We start from the raw sequence: 15,577 nt of genomic DNA on the forward strand, positions 1-15,577 counted from the left end.
GGGTACCCGGTTCCCGGGCGGGCCCGCCTCACGCGAGCGCCCCCTCGGCCAGCCGCCGCCCGAGGCCCGCCGCCCAGCGGCCGCGCAGCACCGAGCGGACCACGCCGGTGAGGGTGACGGTGCCGTCCTCGCCGATGCCGGCCTCGACCTCTCCCCCGGGCATGCGGACGGTGACCCGTGAGCCGGTGAGGCCCAGGGCGTGCGCGGCGACGGCGGCGGCACAGGCGCTGCTGCCGGAGGCGAGGGTGTACCCGGCGCCCCGCTCGAAGATCTCGATCCGGAGGGTCTCCCGGTCGATCACGTCGAGCAGTGCGACGTTGATCCGGTCCGGGAACAGCGCGTGGTCGCGCACGGCCGCGCCGACCGTACGGGCCAGGGCCTCGTCGGCGTTCCGGCCGGGTACGGGGATCACGCAGTGCGGGCTGCCGAGCCGCACGCAGGTGACCTCCCACCGTTCCCCGGCGGCGAGCAGGGGCTCGCGCAGCAGGGTGCGGGCGGGGCCGGCCGCCCCGACGGCGCGGCTGTCCAGCGAGGCCGTGCCGAGCTCGGCGCTGACCGTGCCCGCGTCGAGGTCGAGCACCCGGACGGTGACGGGGCCGGCGGACGAGTGCAGTGTGAAGGTGTCCGCCTCCGTGTGTCCGGACTCGCGCAGGTACCGGGCGAAGATCCGCAGGCCGTTGCCGCTCTGCGGGCACTCGGAGCCGTCCGCGTTGAAGGTGAGCAGCCGGAAGCCCTCCTCGGCCGGCATCGGTCCGTACAGCAGACCGTCCCCGCCCAGGCCGTGGTGGCGGTCGCACGCCAGCCGGACGTGCTCGGGCAGCGGCACGAAGCCCGTGCCGCTCGGGTCGATGACGATGTAGTCGTTGCCCAGCGCCTCGTACTTGGCGAAGTCCATGGCCGGGAAGGCTCCCCCGTTCACCGGCGCCCGCTCAGACGCCGGTCGGGACCGGGGCGCCGGCACGCATGCGTTCCAGCAGCGTGTCGAGGTAGTCCCGGGAGGTGTTGAGCCGGATCATCGCGCCGAGGGCGATGTCGCGTCCCGCTGCCGGATCGGCGCTCACCAGCGGGCCGATCACGTTCTTGAACCAGCCGGCGGCGTGTCCGGCGTCCACCCCGATGTGCAGGTCGTGGTAGACGATGCCGACCTCGTCCAGGTCGTGGCGCCGCCAGGCGTCGACCACGCAGCGGAACCGGCGCGGTGCCAGGTACTCGGTGACGCCGAAGTAGCCGACGGCCTTGTGGTAGTGGCGGCGGGAGAGGGCGAGGCAGGCCGAGATGTTGCCGGAGATCCCCGCTTCCAGCAGGAACTCGCGGCGTATGTACGCGGAGTCGGCGCCGATCGCCTCCAGCGCCTGCGAGAAGAGGGTGGTGTGCACCCCGGCGGGCTCGCCGTTGCCCATCTCGTCCCAGTAGTTGGCGGCGATCTCCATCTTCTCGGCGCCGTGCCGGCCGATCTGGAGGAGGGCCAGGATGTCGTCGAAGCGCGGGTCGAGGCTGGTCTCCTGGGCGAGCAGCAGGCGCAGGTCGTCCGTGCTGCCGTGCTCGGCGAGATGCCGGTGGTAGAGGGGGTGCCAGCCGGCCGGGTGGTCGCTGATCACCGCCTTCAGCCAGCGGACGTACTCCGGGCCCGACTCGGGGTGGCCGGTGACGCTCGACTCCGGGATCCGCCGGAGCTCGTGGCCGAGCACGGCCCGCTCCAGGACGGCCGCCACGTCCCGCAGGATCGGCTCGCGTTCGTGGTCCGACTCCTGGACGGGGCGGGCGGAGAACTCGCGGTCGTATATCAGGGCCAGCGCGCCGTGCACCTCCTCCAGGGCCGCCCGGTCGCCGTCGTCGTAGGCGCGGCTCGTCAGCGCGTGGCACGCCGCGGCGAGGTCGGCGCGGAAACCGTAGTCGTCGGACATCCGGAGCAACTCGTCGGCGGAGCGGTGTTCCAGGTCGCGCAGGACCGCCAGCACGCCCTCGGCGAGCACGTTCTTGCCGTCGGTACAGCTGTGGTGGGATGCCGTGTACATGTGGAGTGCCGTCCGTCCTGTCAGTTCTCGTCGTCGAGCGCTGCCGCGTCGTGCTCGTCGCCGTACCACTTCTCGCTCCAGCGCGAGAAGGCGACGATGAAGATGTCGCGGTGGCCGGGCCGTTCCCCGGTGGCGACGATGTCCGTCACGTCGTGGGCGATCCGCCGGTCGTCGAGGAGGACCGCCCGGCCGGGCTCCAGCGTGCCGTTCCAGAAGGGCTTCTCGTCCCCGGGGTTCCACAGCCGCGTCTCGCCGCCCGTGACCCCTTCCCGGCGCAGGACGCCGATCATGACGAACTCGTGCCCGTCGTGGTGCACCCCCTCCGGCGTGAGCGGACCGGGCCGGCCCCGCTCCGCGCGGCTGCGGTTCTGGTGCACGTTGATCTGCCAGTCCTCATTCCGGTCCAGCCCGATCTCCCGGGCGCCCACGGCGATGAGGGGGGTGAAGTCCGCGTCGAGGGGCGGGTACGTGCGGCGCATGCCGCCGCCGACCGGGTTGAACTTCTTGAACGCGGTGTAGTCCCGGTGCGGCAGCAGCCCGAAGCTCCACCCGCCGTCGGGCGACGCCGTCAGCCGGTACTGCGAGAACTTCTTGTACCGGGTTCCGTGCCCCATGTAGGGGTCGACCGGCAGCTCGTCGTACGTCGCCAGCAACTGCGTCGTGACCGGCGGCAGTTCGATCAGGGAGAAACCTTCAGCGCCGAGCGGCATGACAGTCCTTCGCGTCGTCGGGGAGGTGGGTCACTTCTGCCACCGCTCGGTCTCGGCGAAGAACCCGTCGATGCCCGTCGTACGGCCCGACTCCACCGCGTTGCGGTAGACGAAGGAGCCCACGGCCAGATCGAGGACGCCGAGGCCGAAGGGGGAGAAGATGCGCGGCTTGCCGTCGCCCGGCCGGACCTTTCCCTCGATCACCTGGGCCAGGGTCCCGTCGACGAAGTCGCGGTGGCCGCAGCTCTGTTCCGCCAGGTGCACGGAGGTGTTGGCGGTCAGGCAGTGGTCGACGTCGTCGACCACGTTGTGCGCGCCCAGGATGATCTCGGGTGCGATGTCGCGCAGGGAGATGTTCAGCACCACCTGGCCCGGCTCGAAGAGGTGCGGGTCGGTGATGTAGGGGGTGCCGGCCGTCGTCGCCAGCACCACCAGGTCGGCGCCCTTCACGGCGGACTCCAGGCTGTCCGTGCGCTCCGCCCCGGTGCCCAGCGTCTCGCGGGCGTACGACACCAGCGCGTCGGCGTAGCCGGGCACCTGGTCGTACAGGGCGAACTGCCCGATGTCCCAGCCGCCCGCGACGAAGAAGTCCAGGATGTTGCGGGCGATGACGCCCGCCCCGACGACGGCGATCCGGGCGGCGCGGGAGGAGCCGTGCAGCTGCGCGGCGCCCAGCACGCAGGACGCCGCGGTGCGGGCGGCGCTGATCTGGGACGCCTCCAGGCAGGCGAAGGGGTATCCCGTGGCGTAGTCGTTCAGCAGCAGGACGGCGGACGCCCTGGGCACGTTGCGCTCGACGTTCTCGGGGAAGCTCGCGATCCATTTGATGCCGGCCACGTCGTAGCCGCCGCCGAGATAGGCGGGGAGCGCGATGATCCGCGCCGAGGGCTTCTCGGGAAAGCGCAGGAAATAGCTGTTCGGGTTGACCGAGTCCCCGCCCTCATGGGCCAGATAGGCGTCCCGGACGATACCGATCAGTTCTTTGCGCGATTCGGAGATCACCTCGCGGGCGACCGTACCGCTGACTACATCGAATCCGAACATGAGGTTCCCCCAAGAGTTCACGGAGTTTCATCGGCCCATCACGGCCGGAAGCTGGGAAACGGGGTCGACGCCGAATCGCGCGGCGACCCAGTCGTCGTCGTACACGGTGCCGAGGTAGCGCTCGCCCATGTCGGGCGCCACGGCCACCACCCGGGAACCGGCGGGAATGTCCAGGGCCCGGCTCTGGACCGCCGAGAACACCGATCCGCTGGAGCCGCCCACCAGCAGGCCGTGCCGCCGGGCGAGCATCCGGCAGGCCTTCACCGCCTCCGCCTCCTCCACCAGCATGATCTCGTCGATCAGGTCGGTGCGGCTGATCTCCGGCACGCGGCTGGTGCCGAGGCCGGGCAGATGGCGCGGCCCGGGCCGGCCGCCGAAGGTGACCGAGCCGACGCTGTCGACGGCGATGATCCGGGTGCGGGGCGAGGCCTCACGGAAGTGGGAGGCGCATCCGGTCAGGGTGCCCGTCGTGCCGGCGCCGACGAACAGGTAGTCCACCCTGCCGAGTTCGGCGAGGATGGACACGGCCGTGTGCGTGGCGTGGACGCGCGGGTTGGCCGGGTTGGCGTACTGGTTGAGCCACACCAGCGCCGGGTCCTCGGCCAGCATCCGCCGGATCAGCGCGATGCGCGTCCCGAGGAAGCCGCCGTTGGCGTCCCGCTCGTCGACCAGGACGACGTTCGCGTGCAGGGCCCGCATCAGCGCGACGCTGTGCGGTGAGGCGTTGACGTCGGTGACGCAGGTGAAGTCGTAGCCCTTCGCGGCGCAGACCACCGCCAGGGCGACCCCGAGGTTGCCCGACGAGGACTCCACGACCTGTCCCCCGGCGCCGAGCAGCCCGCGCCGCTCGGCGTCCTCGATCAGCCCGACCGCGGTCTTGAGCTTCACCGAGCCCGCCGGGTTCAGCCCCTCCAGCTTCAGGAACAGCTCGCTGCCCGGCAGGACGTCGGGGAACCGCAGGAACACGTCGTCGGTGACGACGTCGTACACGCAGTCCTTGATCATGCGCTGTCCCGGCGCGCGGTCGCCAGCGACTCGAGGACGGCCATGGCGCTGGTCAGCTTCATCTCCGCCTGCGTCCAGGCGAGGGTGCGCTCGCCCTCCAGCATACCCGCGGAGATCTCGTCGCCGCGGTGCGCCGGCAGGTCGTGCATGAGGACGGCCCCGGGCCTGCGGCCCATGAACGCCTCGTCGATGTAGTAGGGACGGAAGAGCTCCCGCCAGTCGGCGTCCGGCTTCGAGGTGCCCGTCGTCTGCCAGCGCGTCGTGTACACCACGTCGACGGCGTCCGGCGCCTCGTCGAGGGAGTGCGTCTGGCGCAGTACGGAGCCGTTGGCCCCGGCCCTGCTCCGGGCCGCGGCCAGCTCGTGCTCGGGCACGCCGTAGCCGGGCGGGGTGAGCAGCGTCAGCTCCGTCCCCGGGTAGTGGGCCAGGCCGTGCGCCAGCGCGACGGCACTGTTGTTGCCCTCGCCGACGTACAGCACCTTGACGCCCTCGACGGCGCCGAAGTGCAGGTTGATGGTGGCCAGGTCGCAGACGCCCTGGGTGGGGTGCTCCTCCTGCCCCATGGCGTTGACCACGGGGATCCCGCCGTAGCGGGACAGGGTGCGCAGCTGCTCGACGGGGCCCGCGGTCCGCGCGACCAGCAGGTCCAGCATCCGCCCGAAGACCCGGCCGGTGTCCTCCAGGGACTCACCGGTCTCCAGCTGGAGGTCGTGCGGGCCGTAGCTGATGACCTGGGCACCCAGCCGGAGCGCGGCGGTCGTGAAGGCCGTGCGGGTCCGGGTGGAGGTCTTGGTGAACAGGATGCCCGCGATGGTGTCCCGCAGCGGGCGGTCGTGGTCGCCGCGGTCGGCGAAGAAGTCGCAGGACCGGCGCACCAGGGCGTCGAGGTGTTTGCCGTCCAGCTCGGACAGCGAGAAGACGCCCGTCTCGGGGACGCTCTCGGGTGTTCCCAGGAGGGAACGGCTCTCTGCGGTCATGTCCTTCTCCCGTGTCCGTCGTCACAGCAACCCGGCGGACATGAAGGAGTCCCGTGCACCCGGAACGTCCAACACGCCCACCGATTCGAAGAGTTGAAAGGTGTGCCGGGCACTGGCCCGGATGCCGTCCCGGGTCTTGTCCGGGGCGTAGACGTCGGCGAGGACCTCGCTCACCGCCGCCTCGTCCAGTCCCGCCGCCCGGAGGGAGCCGCGCACCGGCACCAGGTCGGGCGTCAGGCTGCGGCTGACCAGTTCCGGCAGACAGCGCGACGCCCGCTCCCGCAGAGCGGGGCTCAGGTCGTGCCAGAGCTCCTTGAAGAACGCCGCGAAGTACGCGTGGTGGCGTCCCTCGTCCTGGGCGTGGTCCCGCACGACCTCCCGTACGGTGCCGACCACCGTCTGGTCCTTGGGGATGTCCTTCAGGATCGAGGTGACCAGCGTCTCGAAGACGACCACCTGCAGCAGTTGGACGAGGACCGTCTCGCCGGGCATGACCGAGGCCCCGAGGCCGTCGAGGCGTTCGAGGAACGGGGCGAAGTCGTAGTCGGGCACCGCGACGCCGGTCGCACCGCTCACCTGCTCCACCACGTCCAGGCTGTACAGGGCGTGATAGGCCTCGTCGCAGTAGATCTTGTAGGCGTCCAGCCGCGTCGCCGCCGGCAGCGGCAGGCCCGACGTGCCGTTCGCGATGCGCTCGGCCGCCCGGTTCACCACACTCGTCTCGAAGTGCATCGTGAACTGCATGTACTGGTACAGGTGCCGTGCGGTCATCCGGTACCGCTCCTCGGGCTCCAGGGCGGCCACGAGGGGATGGTCCAGGTACGGGATGAGTGTGTGCGGGAAGAGGGTCTTGCCCTCCTCCAGTTCCCGTGCCATGACCCGCCGCGGGTCGGTCCGCACCCCGGCCTTGTCGTACCAGCCGTCCAGCGGCGACTTCATCTCAGCTCTCCTGATGTCTAGATTCCCGTGACCGCGGAGGCCATCAGCCACAGTCCGACGGCGACCAGGGCCGCCCCCGCGACCGTCTCCAGGACGCGGCGCCATCCGTCCTTGCGGAACACGTCCCCCATGCGGGCGACGATCGCCGCGTACGCGAGCAGGGAGAGGAAACTCAGGGCGACATGAATGGCCGCCAGGAGCAGCGAGGAGGAAAGGGACGACCCGTCCGCCGGAATGAACTGCGGCAGCAGGGAGGTGTAGAAGACGCCGACCTTCGGGTTTCCCAGACTGGTCAGCGCGCCTTGGCGCCAGTCCCTTCCGGAGCGCGCGGGCGGCGCCTCCCGCCCGGTCTGGCGGGCCGCGTCCGGTGTCCCGGTCCGGCGTGCCGCCACGAGCGCCTGCACGCCGAGATACACCAGATAGGCGGCACCGGCGGCTCTGAGCAGGTTGAACAGTGTCGGCGACGCGGCCAGGGCGGTCGCGAGCCCGATGGACGACATCAGGGCCCAGGCGACCAGCCCCGCGCACACACCCACGGTGGTGCGGACCGCGCTCCTGAAGTCACCGTTCAGCGTGTTGCGCACCACGACCAGCGTGTCGGCTCCAGGAATGATCACCAAGAGACCTGCGACTGCCACGTACCCTGAGATGTCAATCAATGGGATCCACTGCCAGGTAGGCCGAATTCAGCAGGCAGGCCGGGAGAGAAATCAGTCCCAACGAATGTCGGGGGCCTGCCCGCAACGCTCGAGAGAGAACATGTCACGAATGAGCGAGGACATTTTCGGCCTCCTGCTTTCTGGAATTGCCAGTTGGTACGGGATTTCCGGGTAGTACAGGCTCTGTGGCCCGGTTTCGAGCATCACCTATCACCGTTCAACAACTCCAGCCCCGCGGCCATCATCTCCCTGCAGTGCAGGGAAATGAGCCGCACAGGCCGTGGACGGGTCGGCCGGCGGGCTCCCACAGTGGAGCGAGTCATGTCGCAACCGCCGCGAACGTCTTCGGGGCCCGAGAGAACAGAGACGGAGTGCTCTTGTCCGCACCCACTCCGACCGGCGCCGCCCTGACGCCCCTGGGCCGTCGTTCGGCGGCCGGGCCGCTGCGCATCGGCGTCCTGGTCTCCGCCACCGGCGCCAATCTCACCACGCTGCTCGACCTGCAACGGACACGGCCCGAGGAGTTCCGGGTCTGTCTCGTCGCCTCGCACGCGGAGCGGGTCAAGGCCCTGGACGTGGCACGGCAGGCCGGGGTCGAGGCGTGGCCGGGCGACTTCGACCGCGTCTGCGGAACGGCGTCGGCCGCCGTCGACCGGGCGGGCCGCGAGGCCTACCGGGACCGGGCCCGCCAGTGGCACGACGCGCTGGACGGGCGGATCGCCGGCTGGGAGCGGGACAACGGCGAGCTGGATCTGGTCGTCCTCGCCTACCACCGCTGGATCGACGGCCGGCTGCTCGACCGCTACCGGGGACGCATGATCAACCAGCACCCGGCCGACCTGTCGGTCCTGGACGAGGAGGGCCACAGGCGGTTCACGGGCAAGGACCCCGTGCGGCTCGCGATGGCGGCGGGCCGCGAGACGACCCGCACCTCCTGCTTCCTCGTCGACGGCACCCGGGACGGCGGCGCGATCCTCGCGATGGGCCCGGAGGTGCCCGTCGAGGGACGGCGGCCGACCGCCGAGGACGCCGAGGTGCAGGAGATGAAGCAGAAGAGCCTCAGCGACCGGCCGTGTCTGCGGTGGTCGGTGGAGGCATTCGCGGCGGGGCGGCTCGCCCTGTCGGAGCAGCGGCACCGCGACGGCAGCCGGGTCGTGGTGGTGGACGGAGAGCCGACCGAGCTCGGCGGACGGCGACTGACCGGGGAGCCCCTTTCATGACCGACCTCGCCGACGAGCGCATCCCCTCCTACGCCGGGGCGGGCAACCTGGTCTACCGCGAACCCGACGTCCCCCGGTTCGTCTCCGGTTCGGGCAGCTGGCTGACCGCGCACGACGGGCGCCGCTACCTCGACGCGGAGGCCGCCAACGGCACCGTCGCCTTCGGCTACGACGCCACCCTGCTGCAAGAGGCGATGCGGCGCTGCGAGCAGCTGCCCGCCCTGCCCTCGTTCGCCGAGTCCGAGCTGCGGCTCAAGGTGCTCTCCCGGCTGGAACCGCTCGTGTCCGAGGTGCTGGGCACGCCCGGCCGGGTGGAGCTGGACCTCGGCGGGGCCCAGGCCATGGAGACGGCCCTGCGCATCGCGTTCGCCGCGAACGGCCCGGGCACTATCGTCGTCTTCGAGGGCGCCTTCCACGGCCGCTCCGGCGTGACCAGCATGCTCAGTTCCAGCCCGCGCTACCGGGAGTTGCTCGCCGCGTGGGGGCTGGAGGTGGTCCGGCTCCCGAGCCCGGACTCCCAGCGGTGCCCGCACGCCGTGGCGGGAGCCGGCTGCGGGCCGGGCTGCCGTGAGGCCGTCACCCGGTGGGGTTCCGAGCTGAGCGGCGTCGGGGGGCGGGACTTCGGCCGGAAGGTGTCGGCGTTCGTCTTCGAGTCCGTCCAGAACGTGGGCGGCATGGTGGAACCCGACCACGAACTGCTGCGCGCCGCCGTGGACCACGCCCGGGAGCAGGGGGCGGTGGTCATCGCGGACGAGATCTTCACCGGCATGCACCGGGTGGGGCCGCGCTGGGGGTTCCAGCGCTCCGGGGTGACCCCGGACATCGTGGTCACCAGCAAGGGCCTGGCCAACGGCGGTGCGGCGCTGAGCATGGTGTGGTCCCGCGAGCCGCTGGGCAGCCCCGAGCGATACCGGCCGGGCAGCCACTCCTCCACGTACATCGGCATCCCGAGCGCCCTCGCCGTCGTCGACACGGTGCTGGACCGCTGGGAGCGGTGGACCACGGTCGACAAGGACGTCCTGCGGCTGGAGGAGGCCATGCGCGACCGGCTCACCGAGGTCGCCGCGCGCCATCCGGACCTCGTGCGGGGTGTCGACGCGATGGGCGGCACCGCGCGCATCGTCCTCACCGGACCGCACGCCGGCCGGATGCGGCACCTGTTCCGGTCCGGGCACCCGGACGCCGGCGTCCTCGTCGCGACGACCGGGATGGCGCCGGACGTCATCAACGTGCACCCCCCGCTCGTCATCGGCGAACGCGAACTGGACTTCTTCGCCGAGGTCTTCGAGACGGCGCTGAACGGGATCGTCTGATGGGCGTGGAGACGGAGCGGAAGTTCCTCGTCGGCCGCGGCTGGCGCGAGACGGTGGTGCGGACCCGGGAGGTCCGCCAGGGGTACCTGTCCGACGGACCCGAGCGGGCGGTGCGGGTGCGGATCACCGACGGCACCGAGGCGGTCCTCACCGTCAAGGGCCCCCGCGACGGGGCGCGCAGGGCCGAGTTCGAGTACCCGGTGCCGCTCGCGGACGCCGAGGAGATCCTCGCGCGGCTGTGTCCACAGCCGTTGGTGCTGAAGAGGCGGCACTATCTGGGCGGGCGGTTCGACGGCTGGACCGTGGACGAGTTCTACGGCTCCAACTCCGGTCTGGTGCTGGCGGAGCTGGACGCCGAGGACGCGGCGGACGTGGTCGACCTGCCCGAGTGGGTCACCGAGGAGGTCACCACCGACCTGCGGTTCGACAACGCCTCCCTGCACAGCAGTCCCTACCCCACATGGGCGACGGTCACTGCATCCGCGCCGCGACCGCTGCGGGACCCCGCCGACGCGGAGCTGGTGATCTTCGACAACGACGGCGTGCTCGTCGACTCCGAGCCGATCGCCAACAGCGTCCTGGCGGCGCTGCTCACGGAGGCAGGGTTCCCCACCTCGTACGAGGACAGTGTGCGCCGCTACATGGGCGGCACCCTGGACCGGGTGCGGGCCATGCTCAGGGCCGAGACCGGGCGGGAGCTGCCGACGGGGTTCACCGAGCACTACCGGGCCCGGCTGATCGAGGCCTTCGAGCGGGACCTGCGTCCGGTCGCCGGCATGGCGGACGTCCTCCGGGCCCTGTCCCGGTGTGGCACCCCCTTCTGCGTCGCGTCGAGCTCGCCCCGGGACCGGCTCGCCCTCGGCCTGCGCGTGACGGGGCTGGGGTCCTTCTTCGAGGACCGGGTGTACTGCGCGGACGACGTCACGCGGGGCAAGCCGGCACCGGATCTCTTCCTGCACGCGGCGGTCCGGATGGGGGTCGACCCCGCCCACGCGGTGGTGGTCGAGGACAGCGTGCCCGGGGTCGACGCCGCGACGGCCGCGGGCATGACCAGCATCGGCTACGCGGCCCTGACCCCGGCCGACCGCCTGTCCGCCGCGACCCGCGTGGTGCGGGACACCGCGGGGCTGGCGGTGGAGTTGGGGCTGAAACTCTCCGAGTGAGGCGCCGACGGAGGCAGCCGGGGCAGCCCTCCGGTACGGTCCCGCCATGGCCGAAGGCGACGGTGTGCCGGAGAAGGTGGCGTGGGTCCTGGTCCGCGACGCGGCGGTGCTGGTGACGCGCAGTCACGGCAGAGACCGCTTCTACCTCCCCGGCGGTCACCGTGAGCAGGGCGAGTCCGACCGCGAGACGCTCGTGCGGGAGATCGACGAGGAGCTGCGGGCGGCGATCGACCCCGACTCCATGGTCTACTTCGGCACGTTCGAGATCGGCGAGGGCCATCCGGATCACGACCCCTTCCGGATGATCTGCTACACCGCCGACCACCACGGCCGGCTGACCCCCTCCCGCGAGATCGCCGAAACGGCCTGGTTCCACTACACCGACCACACCCGGGTCTCAGCCGTCGACGGCCTGGCATTCGACGCACTCCACGAGGCGGGGCGGCTGGCGTGACCAGGGGTCAGCCCGGGACGGTGTCTCTGTGTTCGGTGTCCGTCTCCGGGTCCTCGTGGTCGCTCGGTGTCTCGGCCCGGATCTGGGCGGGGACAGCCGGGGTGGGTGCGGTCAGGAGTCGTGACCAGTGGGTGGTGACTCGGGTGTAGCCGTAGATCACCGACCCCATCGCCAGGAGCAGGAGAGGTCCGGAGACCTCCGGGACGGCGGCCATGCGCGTCGGCAGGTAGCGGTACGACAGCAGGAGCGCGGCGAACAGCGTCGTGCCGTAGGCGACCAGGTAGAAGCCCGCCCGGTCCCAGCCGCGGTCGTGCGCGCGGAGTGCGGCCTCGATGGTGAGGGCGAAGACCACCCCGGCGACGAGGTCCACGCCGTAGTGGTAGCCGAATCCCAGCGTCGCGGCGAGGGTGACCACCAGCCAGAACGAGCCCGCGAACCGCAGCAGCCGCGGCGCCCGGCGGGTGTGGACGAAAATCGCGACGGCCCATGCGGTGTGCAGACTGGGCATGCAGTTGCGCGGCGTGATCCCGTCGTACGTCATCGGCTCGGGGACGCCGACCGGCAGCGGCGTGTGCGGCCACAGGTTCGCCGCCGCCCACTGCACGCCGCCGGTGCCCGAGGCGCCCGGGCCGTAGGCGAAGACCGGTCCGACCACCGGGAAGAGCATGTAGATGCCCGGCCCGAGAAGGCCGATCACCAGGAACGTGCGCACCAGGTGATGGCTCGGGAAGCGGCGCTCGACCACCACATCGCGCAGCTGGTAGAGGGCGACGACGACCGCGGCCACCGCCAGCTGGCCGTAGACCAGCTGGAGCAGGTGGGTGCTGAACGGCGCCGTGGCCTCCACGATCCGGCCCGCCAGCCACGACGGGTTGCCCAGCGCGTGGTCGGCGGTCGCCACGTACTGGTCCAGCACGGTCGGGCGGGTCTTCGCCGTGATGAACAGCCAGGTGTCGCCGGTCTTGCGGGCCGCCACCAGCAGCAGGCCCAGGCCGACGCCCTTCAGCAGCAGGACGCGTTCGGCGCCGGTGCGGCGCGTGACGGCGACGACCCCGAACCCGAGCATCACCCACAACGCACCGGTGCCCAGGGAGTGGCCCTCGGCGGCCTCGGCGCCGGCCGCCCAGCGCACCAGCAGGAGTACGGCGTCGATCCCCAGCGCGGCGCCGGCCGCGATGAACCGCTGCCGCCAGGTGAGCACCACCATCATCAGCGCCAGACCGCCGTACAGCGGCCCCGGCTTGGGGGCGAAGACGAGGGCGTTCACCTGGGTGGTGAGCGGTCCGGGCTCGCCGTGGCCGCGGGCGGCGACCTCCAGTGCGACGAGGAAGGCGAGAGCCACCGCGCCCGCCGTACCCCACAGCGCCGCACGCCGGTGGCGTGACGCGCCCCCCGCGGACATGCCACTTGGTCGGGAAAACACCCGCGATGCCCTGGGTATCAATCTTTTGGCCGATTCATCCGAATGGCTGGGTAGATGGTGAGCGATGGCGGGACCACCGCGAGTTCGAACATGCTAACGGAGGGGCCGGACGGCGACCCCGTCATCCGGCCACGCCCACCACCCGGCGCCGCCCTTTTCACGAACACACCCCCACCGCCGTGCGTGGCGCCGCCCCTCTCACGAACACACCCGCACCGCCACCCGGCGCCGCCCCTCTCACGAACACACCCGCACCGCCGTGCGGACCAGCCCCGCGACCCCCCGGGATCGGCTGTGCGGCGGCCAGGCGATCACCGTCGTGACCGTCGGCGCGTCGTCCACGGGCACCGCGGCGAGGCCCTCGCGCAACTGGGACCGGCAGGACTCCGGTGCGATCCAGCAGGCGCGGCCGAGGGCGATCAGCTGAAGCAGCTGCGTGTGGTCGCGGGCCTCGGGGCCGGGCCCGGCCGGGTAGATGCCGTCGGGTCCTGGCCAGCGCGGCATGGGCAGGTCGGGCAGGCCGGTGACGTCGGCCGTGCGCAGCCTGGGACGGTCGGTGAGGGGGTGTCCGGCGGGGAGGATCGCGACCTGCCCCTCCGTGCGGAGCTCCTCGGTGTCGAGTCCGGCCGTGGTGTCGAACGGCAGGTGCAGCAGCGCCACGTCGGCCCGGCCGTCGCGCAGCATCGGCCCCTGCTCGCCCACGCCGCACAGCAGCAGATCGACGGTGACCGCGTCGGGCTCGGCGGCGTAGGCGTCGAGCAGTTTCGCCAGCAGCTCGCCGGACGCGCCGGCCTTCGTGGCGAGGACCACCCCGGCCTGGCCCGCGGGGGCGAGGGCGGCCCGGCGGGTGCGGCGTTCGGCAGCCTCGACGGCCGCCAGGGCCGCGCGGGCCTCCCGCAGCAGCACCGCCCCGGCCTCCGTCAGGGTGACCACGCGGTTGCCGCGCGCCAGCAGCGTGGCCCCCAGGCGCCGTTCGAGCTGCCCGATCGCCCGGGACAGCGGGGGCTGCGCGATCCCGAGCCGCTGCGCGGCCCGCCCGAAGTGCAGCTCCTCGGCGACCGCGACGAAGTACCGCAACTCCCTTGTCTCCACGCCGCGATGGTACTGCCGCGAGCTGGGCCGATACCCGTGCGGTATCGCCGCCCACCCGATCGGTGTTGGCCGCGCCGCACCGGGCCCGGACAGGATCGACCGCATGAGCGAACAGACGATCGCGCTGGTGACGGGCGCGAACAAGGGGATCGGATACGAGATCGCGGCCGGCCTGGGCGCCCTCGGGTGGCGGGTCGGGGTCGGCGCCCGGGACCGGGAGCGACGCGAGACCGCCGTGGCGAAACTGCGCGCGGCCGGCGCCGACGCGTTCGGTGTGCCGCTCGACGTGACCGACGACGCGAGCGTGACGGACGCCGCCGCGCTGCTGGAGGAGAGCGCGGGACGTCTCGACGTACTGGTCAACAACGCGGGGATCACCGGCGCCGTGCCGCAGCTGCCCACCTCGCTCGACCCGGCGACGGTGCGGACCGTCGTGGAGACCAACGTGATCGGCGTCATCCGCGTCACCAACGCGATGCTGCCGTTGCTGCGCCGCGCGGCGTCCCCGCGGATCGTGAACATGTCCAGCGGCGTGGGGTCACTGACCCGGCAGACCACGCCCGGCAGCGACACGGGTCCGATCGCCGTGGCCTACTCGCCGTCCAAGACGTTCCTCAACGCCGTCACCGTCCAGTACGCCAAGGAGCTGGACGGCACGAACATTCTCATCAACGCCGCCTGCCCCGGCTACTGCGCGACCGACCTCAACGGGTTCCGCGGCGTCCGCACCCCGGAGCAGGGCGCCGCGGTCGCGATCCGGCTGGCGACGCTGCCCGACGACGGCCCGACCGGCGGCTTCTTCGACGACGAGGGCGAGGTGCCGTGGTAACCCCTCGTCCGCCCGGGGTACGGCCCGACGGGTGATGTGACGTTCGTCGCGGCAGGGGCGTTCCGGCGTGCCCGGGGGCCTGCCGCCCGGCGACCGCGTCGGCAGCGGCACATCCCCCGTCGCGCGAGGTCACGGGGCCGGCAGGCGGGGGCGCGACAGGAAGGTCCGCGCCCGCGAAGGGCAATATCTGTGCCAGCAAAATGAGAAATAGAAGCGGGGCCCGCAGAATATTCCCCGAGCACCCGTGCGTCCCGGAATTTCCGTACCGCACGGGGCCGAACCCCCCGTGCTACTGTCGATCTCAGTTGCAGGTGTGGTTGCCAAAAGGTTCATTTCCTACGGGGTAATCAGCACGGCGACACGGAATGCACACAGGGTGGATTCCTGAAACCGCCTCCGAAGGAGAAACAACATGGCTACCGGTACCGTGAAGTGGTTCAACGCTGAAAAGGGTTTCGGCTTCATCGAGCAGGACGGCGGCGGCGCCGACGTCTTCGCCCACTACTCGAACATCGCCGCCCAGGGCTTCCGTGAGCTGCTGGAAGGCCAGAAGGTGTCGTTCGACATCGCGCAGGGCCAGAAGGGCCCGACGGCCGAGAACATCGTGCCCGCCTGACATCGGCGCTCGCGCATCTTTCGCAGCCGGGGCCCGCACCTCAAGGGGTGCGGGCCCCGGCTCGCTGCTTTTCCCGTCGGCCCCACCCGGCCGCATCGACTTCGGCTCGTCTCGAGAT

16 protein-coding genes and 1 pseudogene are annotated in these 15,577 nt (G+C 71.6%); 7 read left to right on the plus strand and 10 right to left on the minus strand.

Features of this window, described 5'->3' with window-relative positions:
* Positions 1-28: 28 nt before the first annotated feature.
* The 8 genes from dapF to ACFZDI_RS22195 are packed head-to-tail and all read right to left on the minus strand — an operon-like array spanning position 29 to position 7,307.
* On the minus strand, positions 29-895 hold the full coding sequence (gene dapF / locus ACFZDI_RS22160; protein ID WP_391252633.1) for a diaminopimelate epimerase: 867 nt from the start codon (positions 893-895) through the stop codon (positions 29-31).
* 34 nt (positions 896-929) lie between these two features.
* The gene (locus tag ACFZDI_RS22165; protein ID WP_234849098.1) at positions 930-2,015 is read right to left on the minus strand and encodes an iron-containing redox enzyme family protein; all 1,086 of its coding nucleotides are present in this window, start codon (positions 2,013-2,015) and stop codon (positions 930-932) included.
* 20 nt (positions 2,016-2,035) lie between these two features.
* Positions 2,036-2,725, minus strand: coding sequence for a 2OG-Fe dioxygenase family protein (locus ACFZDI_RS22170; protein WP_391252635.1), 690 nt, complete (start codon positions 2,723-2,725; stop codon positions 2,036-2,038).
* Between the two features lie 30 nt (positions 2,726-2,755).
* On the minus strand, positions 2,756-3,769 hold the full coding sequence (gene sbnB / locus ACFZDI_RS22175) for a 2,3-diaminopropionate biosynthesis protein SbnB (protein WP_391252637.1): 1,014 nt from the start codon (positions 3,767-3,769) through the stop codon (positions 2,756-2,758).
* A 27-nt stretch (positions 3,770-3,796) separates the two neighbouring features.
* A complete protein-coding gene (gene sbnA / locus ACFZDI_RS22180) occupies positions 3,797-4,774 on the minus strand; it encodes a 2,3-diaminopropionate biosynthesis protein SbnA (RefSeq protein ID WP_234849094.1) in 978 nt (325 codons plus the stop codon).
* The gene (locus ACFZDI_RS22185; RefSeq protein WP_391252640.1) at positions 4,771-5,751 is read right to left on the minus strand and encodes an ornithine carbamoyltransferase; all 981 of its coding nucleotides are present in this window, start codon (positions 5,749-5,751) and stop codon (positions 4,771-4,773) included. Before ACFZDI_RS22185 ends, sbnA begins: the two co-directional genes overlap by 4 nt.
* A 21-nt stretch (positions 5,752-5,772) precedes the next feature.
* Positions 5,773-6,690 carry a diiron oxygenase gene (locus ACFZDI_RS22190; protein ID WP_391252642.1) on the minus strand — a complete coding sequence of 306 codons (918 nt, stop codon included), beginning with the start codon at positions 6,688-6,690 and terminating at the stop codon, positions 5,773-5,775.
* Between the two features lie 17 nt (positions 6,691-6,707).
* Positions 6,708-7,307 (minus strand): LysE family translocator, encoded by a 600-nt coding sequence (locus ACFZDI_RS22195; RefSeq protein ID WP_234849091.1) that lies wholly within the window; start codon positions 7,305-7,307, stop codon positions 6,708-6,710.
* Positions 7,308-7,726: 419 nt separating this feature from the next.
* On the opposite strand from ACFZDI_RS22195, the gene ACFZDI_RS22200 reads away from it, so the two are divergent.
* The 5 genes and pseudogenes from ACFZDI_RS22200 (at position 7,727) to ACFZDI_RS22220 (ending at position 11,499) form a co-directional block, all read left to right on the plus strand.
* Positions 7,727-8,569: a formyltransferase family protein gene (locus ACFZDI_RS22200; RefSeq protein ID WP_391252644.1), complete on the plus strand. Its 843-nt coding sequence runs from the start codon at positions 7,727-7,729 to the stop codon at positions 8,567-8,569.
* Positions 8,566-9,882 carry an aminotransferase class III-fold pyridoxal phosphate-dependent enzyme gene (locus ACFZDI_RS22205; RefSeq protein WP_234849089.1) on the plus strand — a complete coding sequence of 439 codons (1,317 nt, stop codon included), beginning with the start codon at positions 8,566-8,568 and terminating at the stop codon, positions 9,880-9,882. Before ACFZDI_RS22200 ends, ACFZDI_RS22205 begins: the two co-directional genes overlap by 4 nt.
* Positions 9,882-10,295, plus strand: a pseudogene (locus tag ACFZDI_RS22210) (CYTH domain-containing protein); the annotation flags it as partial. The gene ACFZDI_RS22205 and the pseudogene ACFZDI_RS22210, both read left to right, overlap by 1 nt.
* Positions 10,296-10,376: 81 nt before the next feature.
* Entirely contained in the window at positions 10,377-11,045 is a 669-nt protein-coding gene (locus ACFZDI_RS22215) for an HAD-IA family hydrolase (protein ID WP_391253225.1), read from the plus strand.
* 46 nt (positions 11,046-11,091) lie between these two features.
* Positions 11,092-11,499 (plus strand): NUDIX domain-containing protein, encoded by a 408-nt coding sequence (locus ACFZDI_RS22220; RefSeq protein WP_234849088.1) that lies wholly within the window; start codon positions 11,092-11,094, stop codon positions 11,497-11,499.
* A gap of 7 nt (positions 11,500-11,506) precedes the next feature.
* Here ACFZDI_RS22220 and ACFZDI_RS22225 read toward each other — a convergent pair whose 3' ends face one another.
* The gene (locus tag ACFZDI_RS22225; RefSeq protein WP_391252647.1) at positions 11,507-12,901 is read right to left on the minus strand and encodes a DUF5933 domain-containing protein; all 1,395 of its coding nucleotides are present in this window, start codon (positions 12,899-12,901) and stop codon (positions 11,507-11,509) included.
* 258 nt (positions 12,902-13,159) lie between these two features.
* Positions 13,160-14,014: a LysR family transcriptional regulator gene (locus tag ACFZDI_RS22230; protein ID WP_391252649.1), complete on the minus strand. Its 855-nt coding sequence runs from the start codon at positions 14,012-14,014 to the stop codon at positions 13,160-13,162.
* A gap of 103 nt (positions 14,015-14,117) precedes the next feature.
* On the opposite strand from ACFZDI_RS22230, the gene ACFZDI_RS22235 reads away from it, so the two are divergent.
* Positions 14,118-14,843 (plus strand): SDR family NAD(P)-dependent oxidoreductase, encoded by a 726-nt coding sequence (locus ACFZDI_RS22235; RefSeq protein ID WP_391252650.1) that lies wholly within the window; start codon positions 14,118-14,120, stop codon positions 14,841-14,843.
* A gap of 412 nt (positions 14,844-15,255) precedes the next feature.
* Positions 15,256-15,459: a cold-shock protein gene (locus tag ACFZDI_RS22240; RefSeq protein ID WP_004986771.1), complete on the plus strand. Its 204-nt coding sequence runs from the start codon at positions 15,256-15,258 to the stop codon at positions 15,457-15,459.
* Positions 15,460-15,577: the final 118 nt, after the last annotated feature.

The organism is Streptomyces sp. NPDC007907 (genome assembly GCF_042959365.1).
Taxonomy (GTDB): domain Bacteria; phylum Actinomycetota; class Actinomycetes; order Streptomycetales; family Streptomycetaceae; genus Streptomyces; species Streptomyces indiaensis.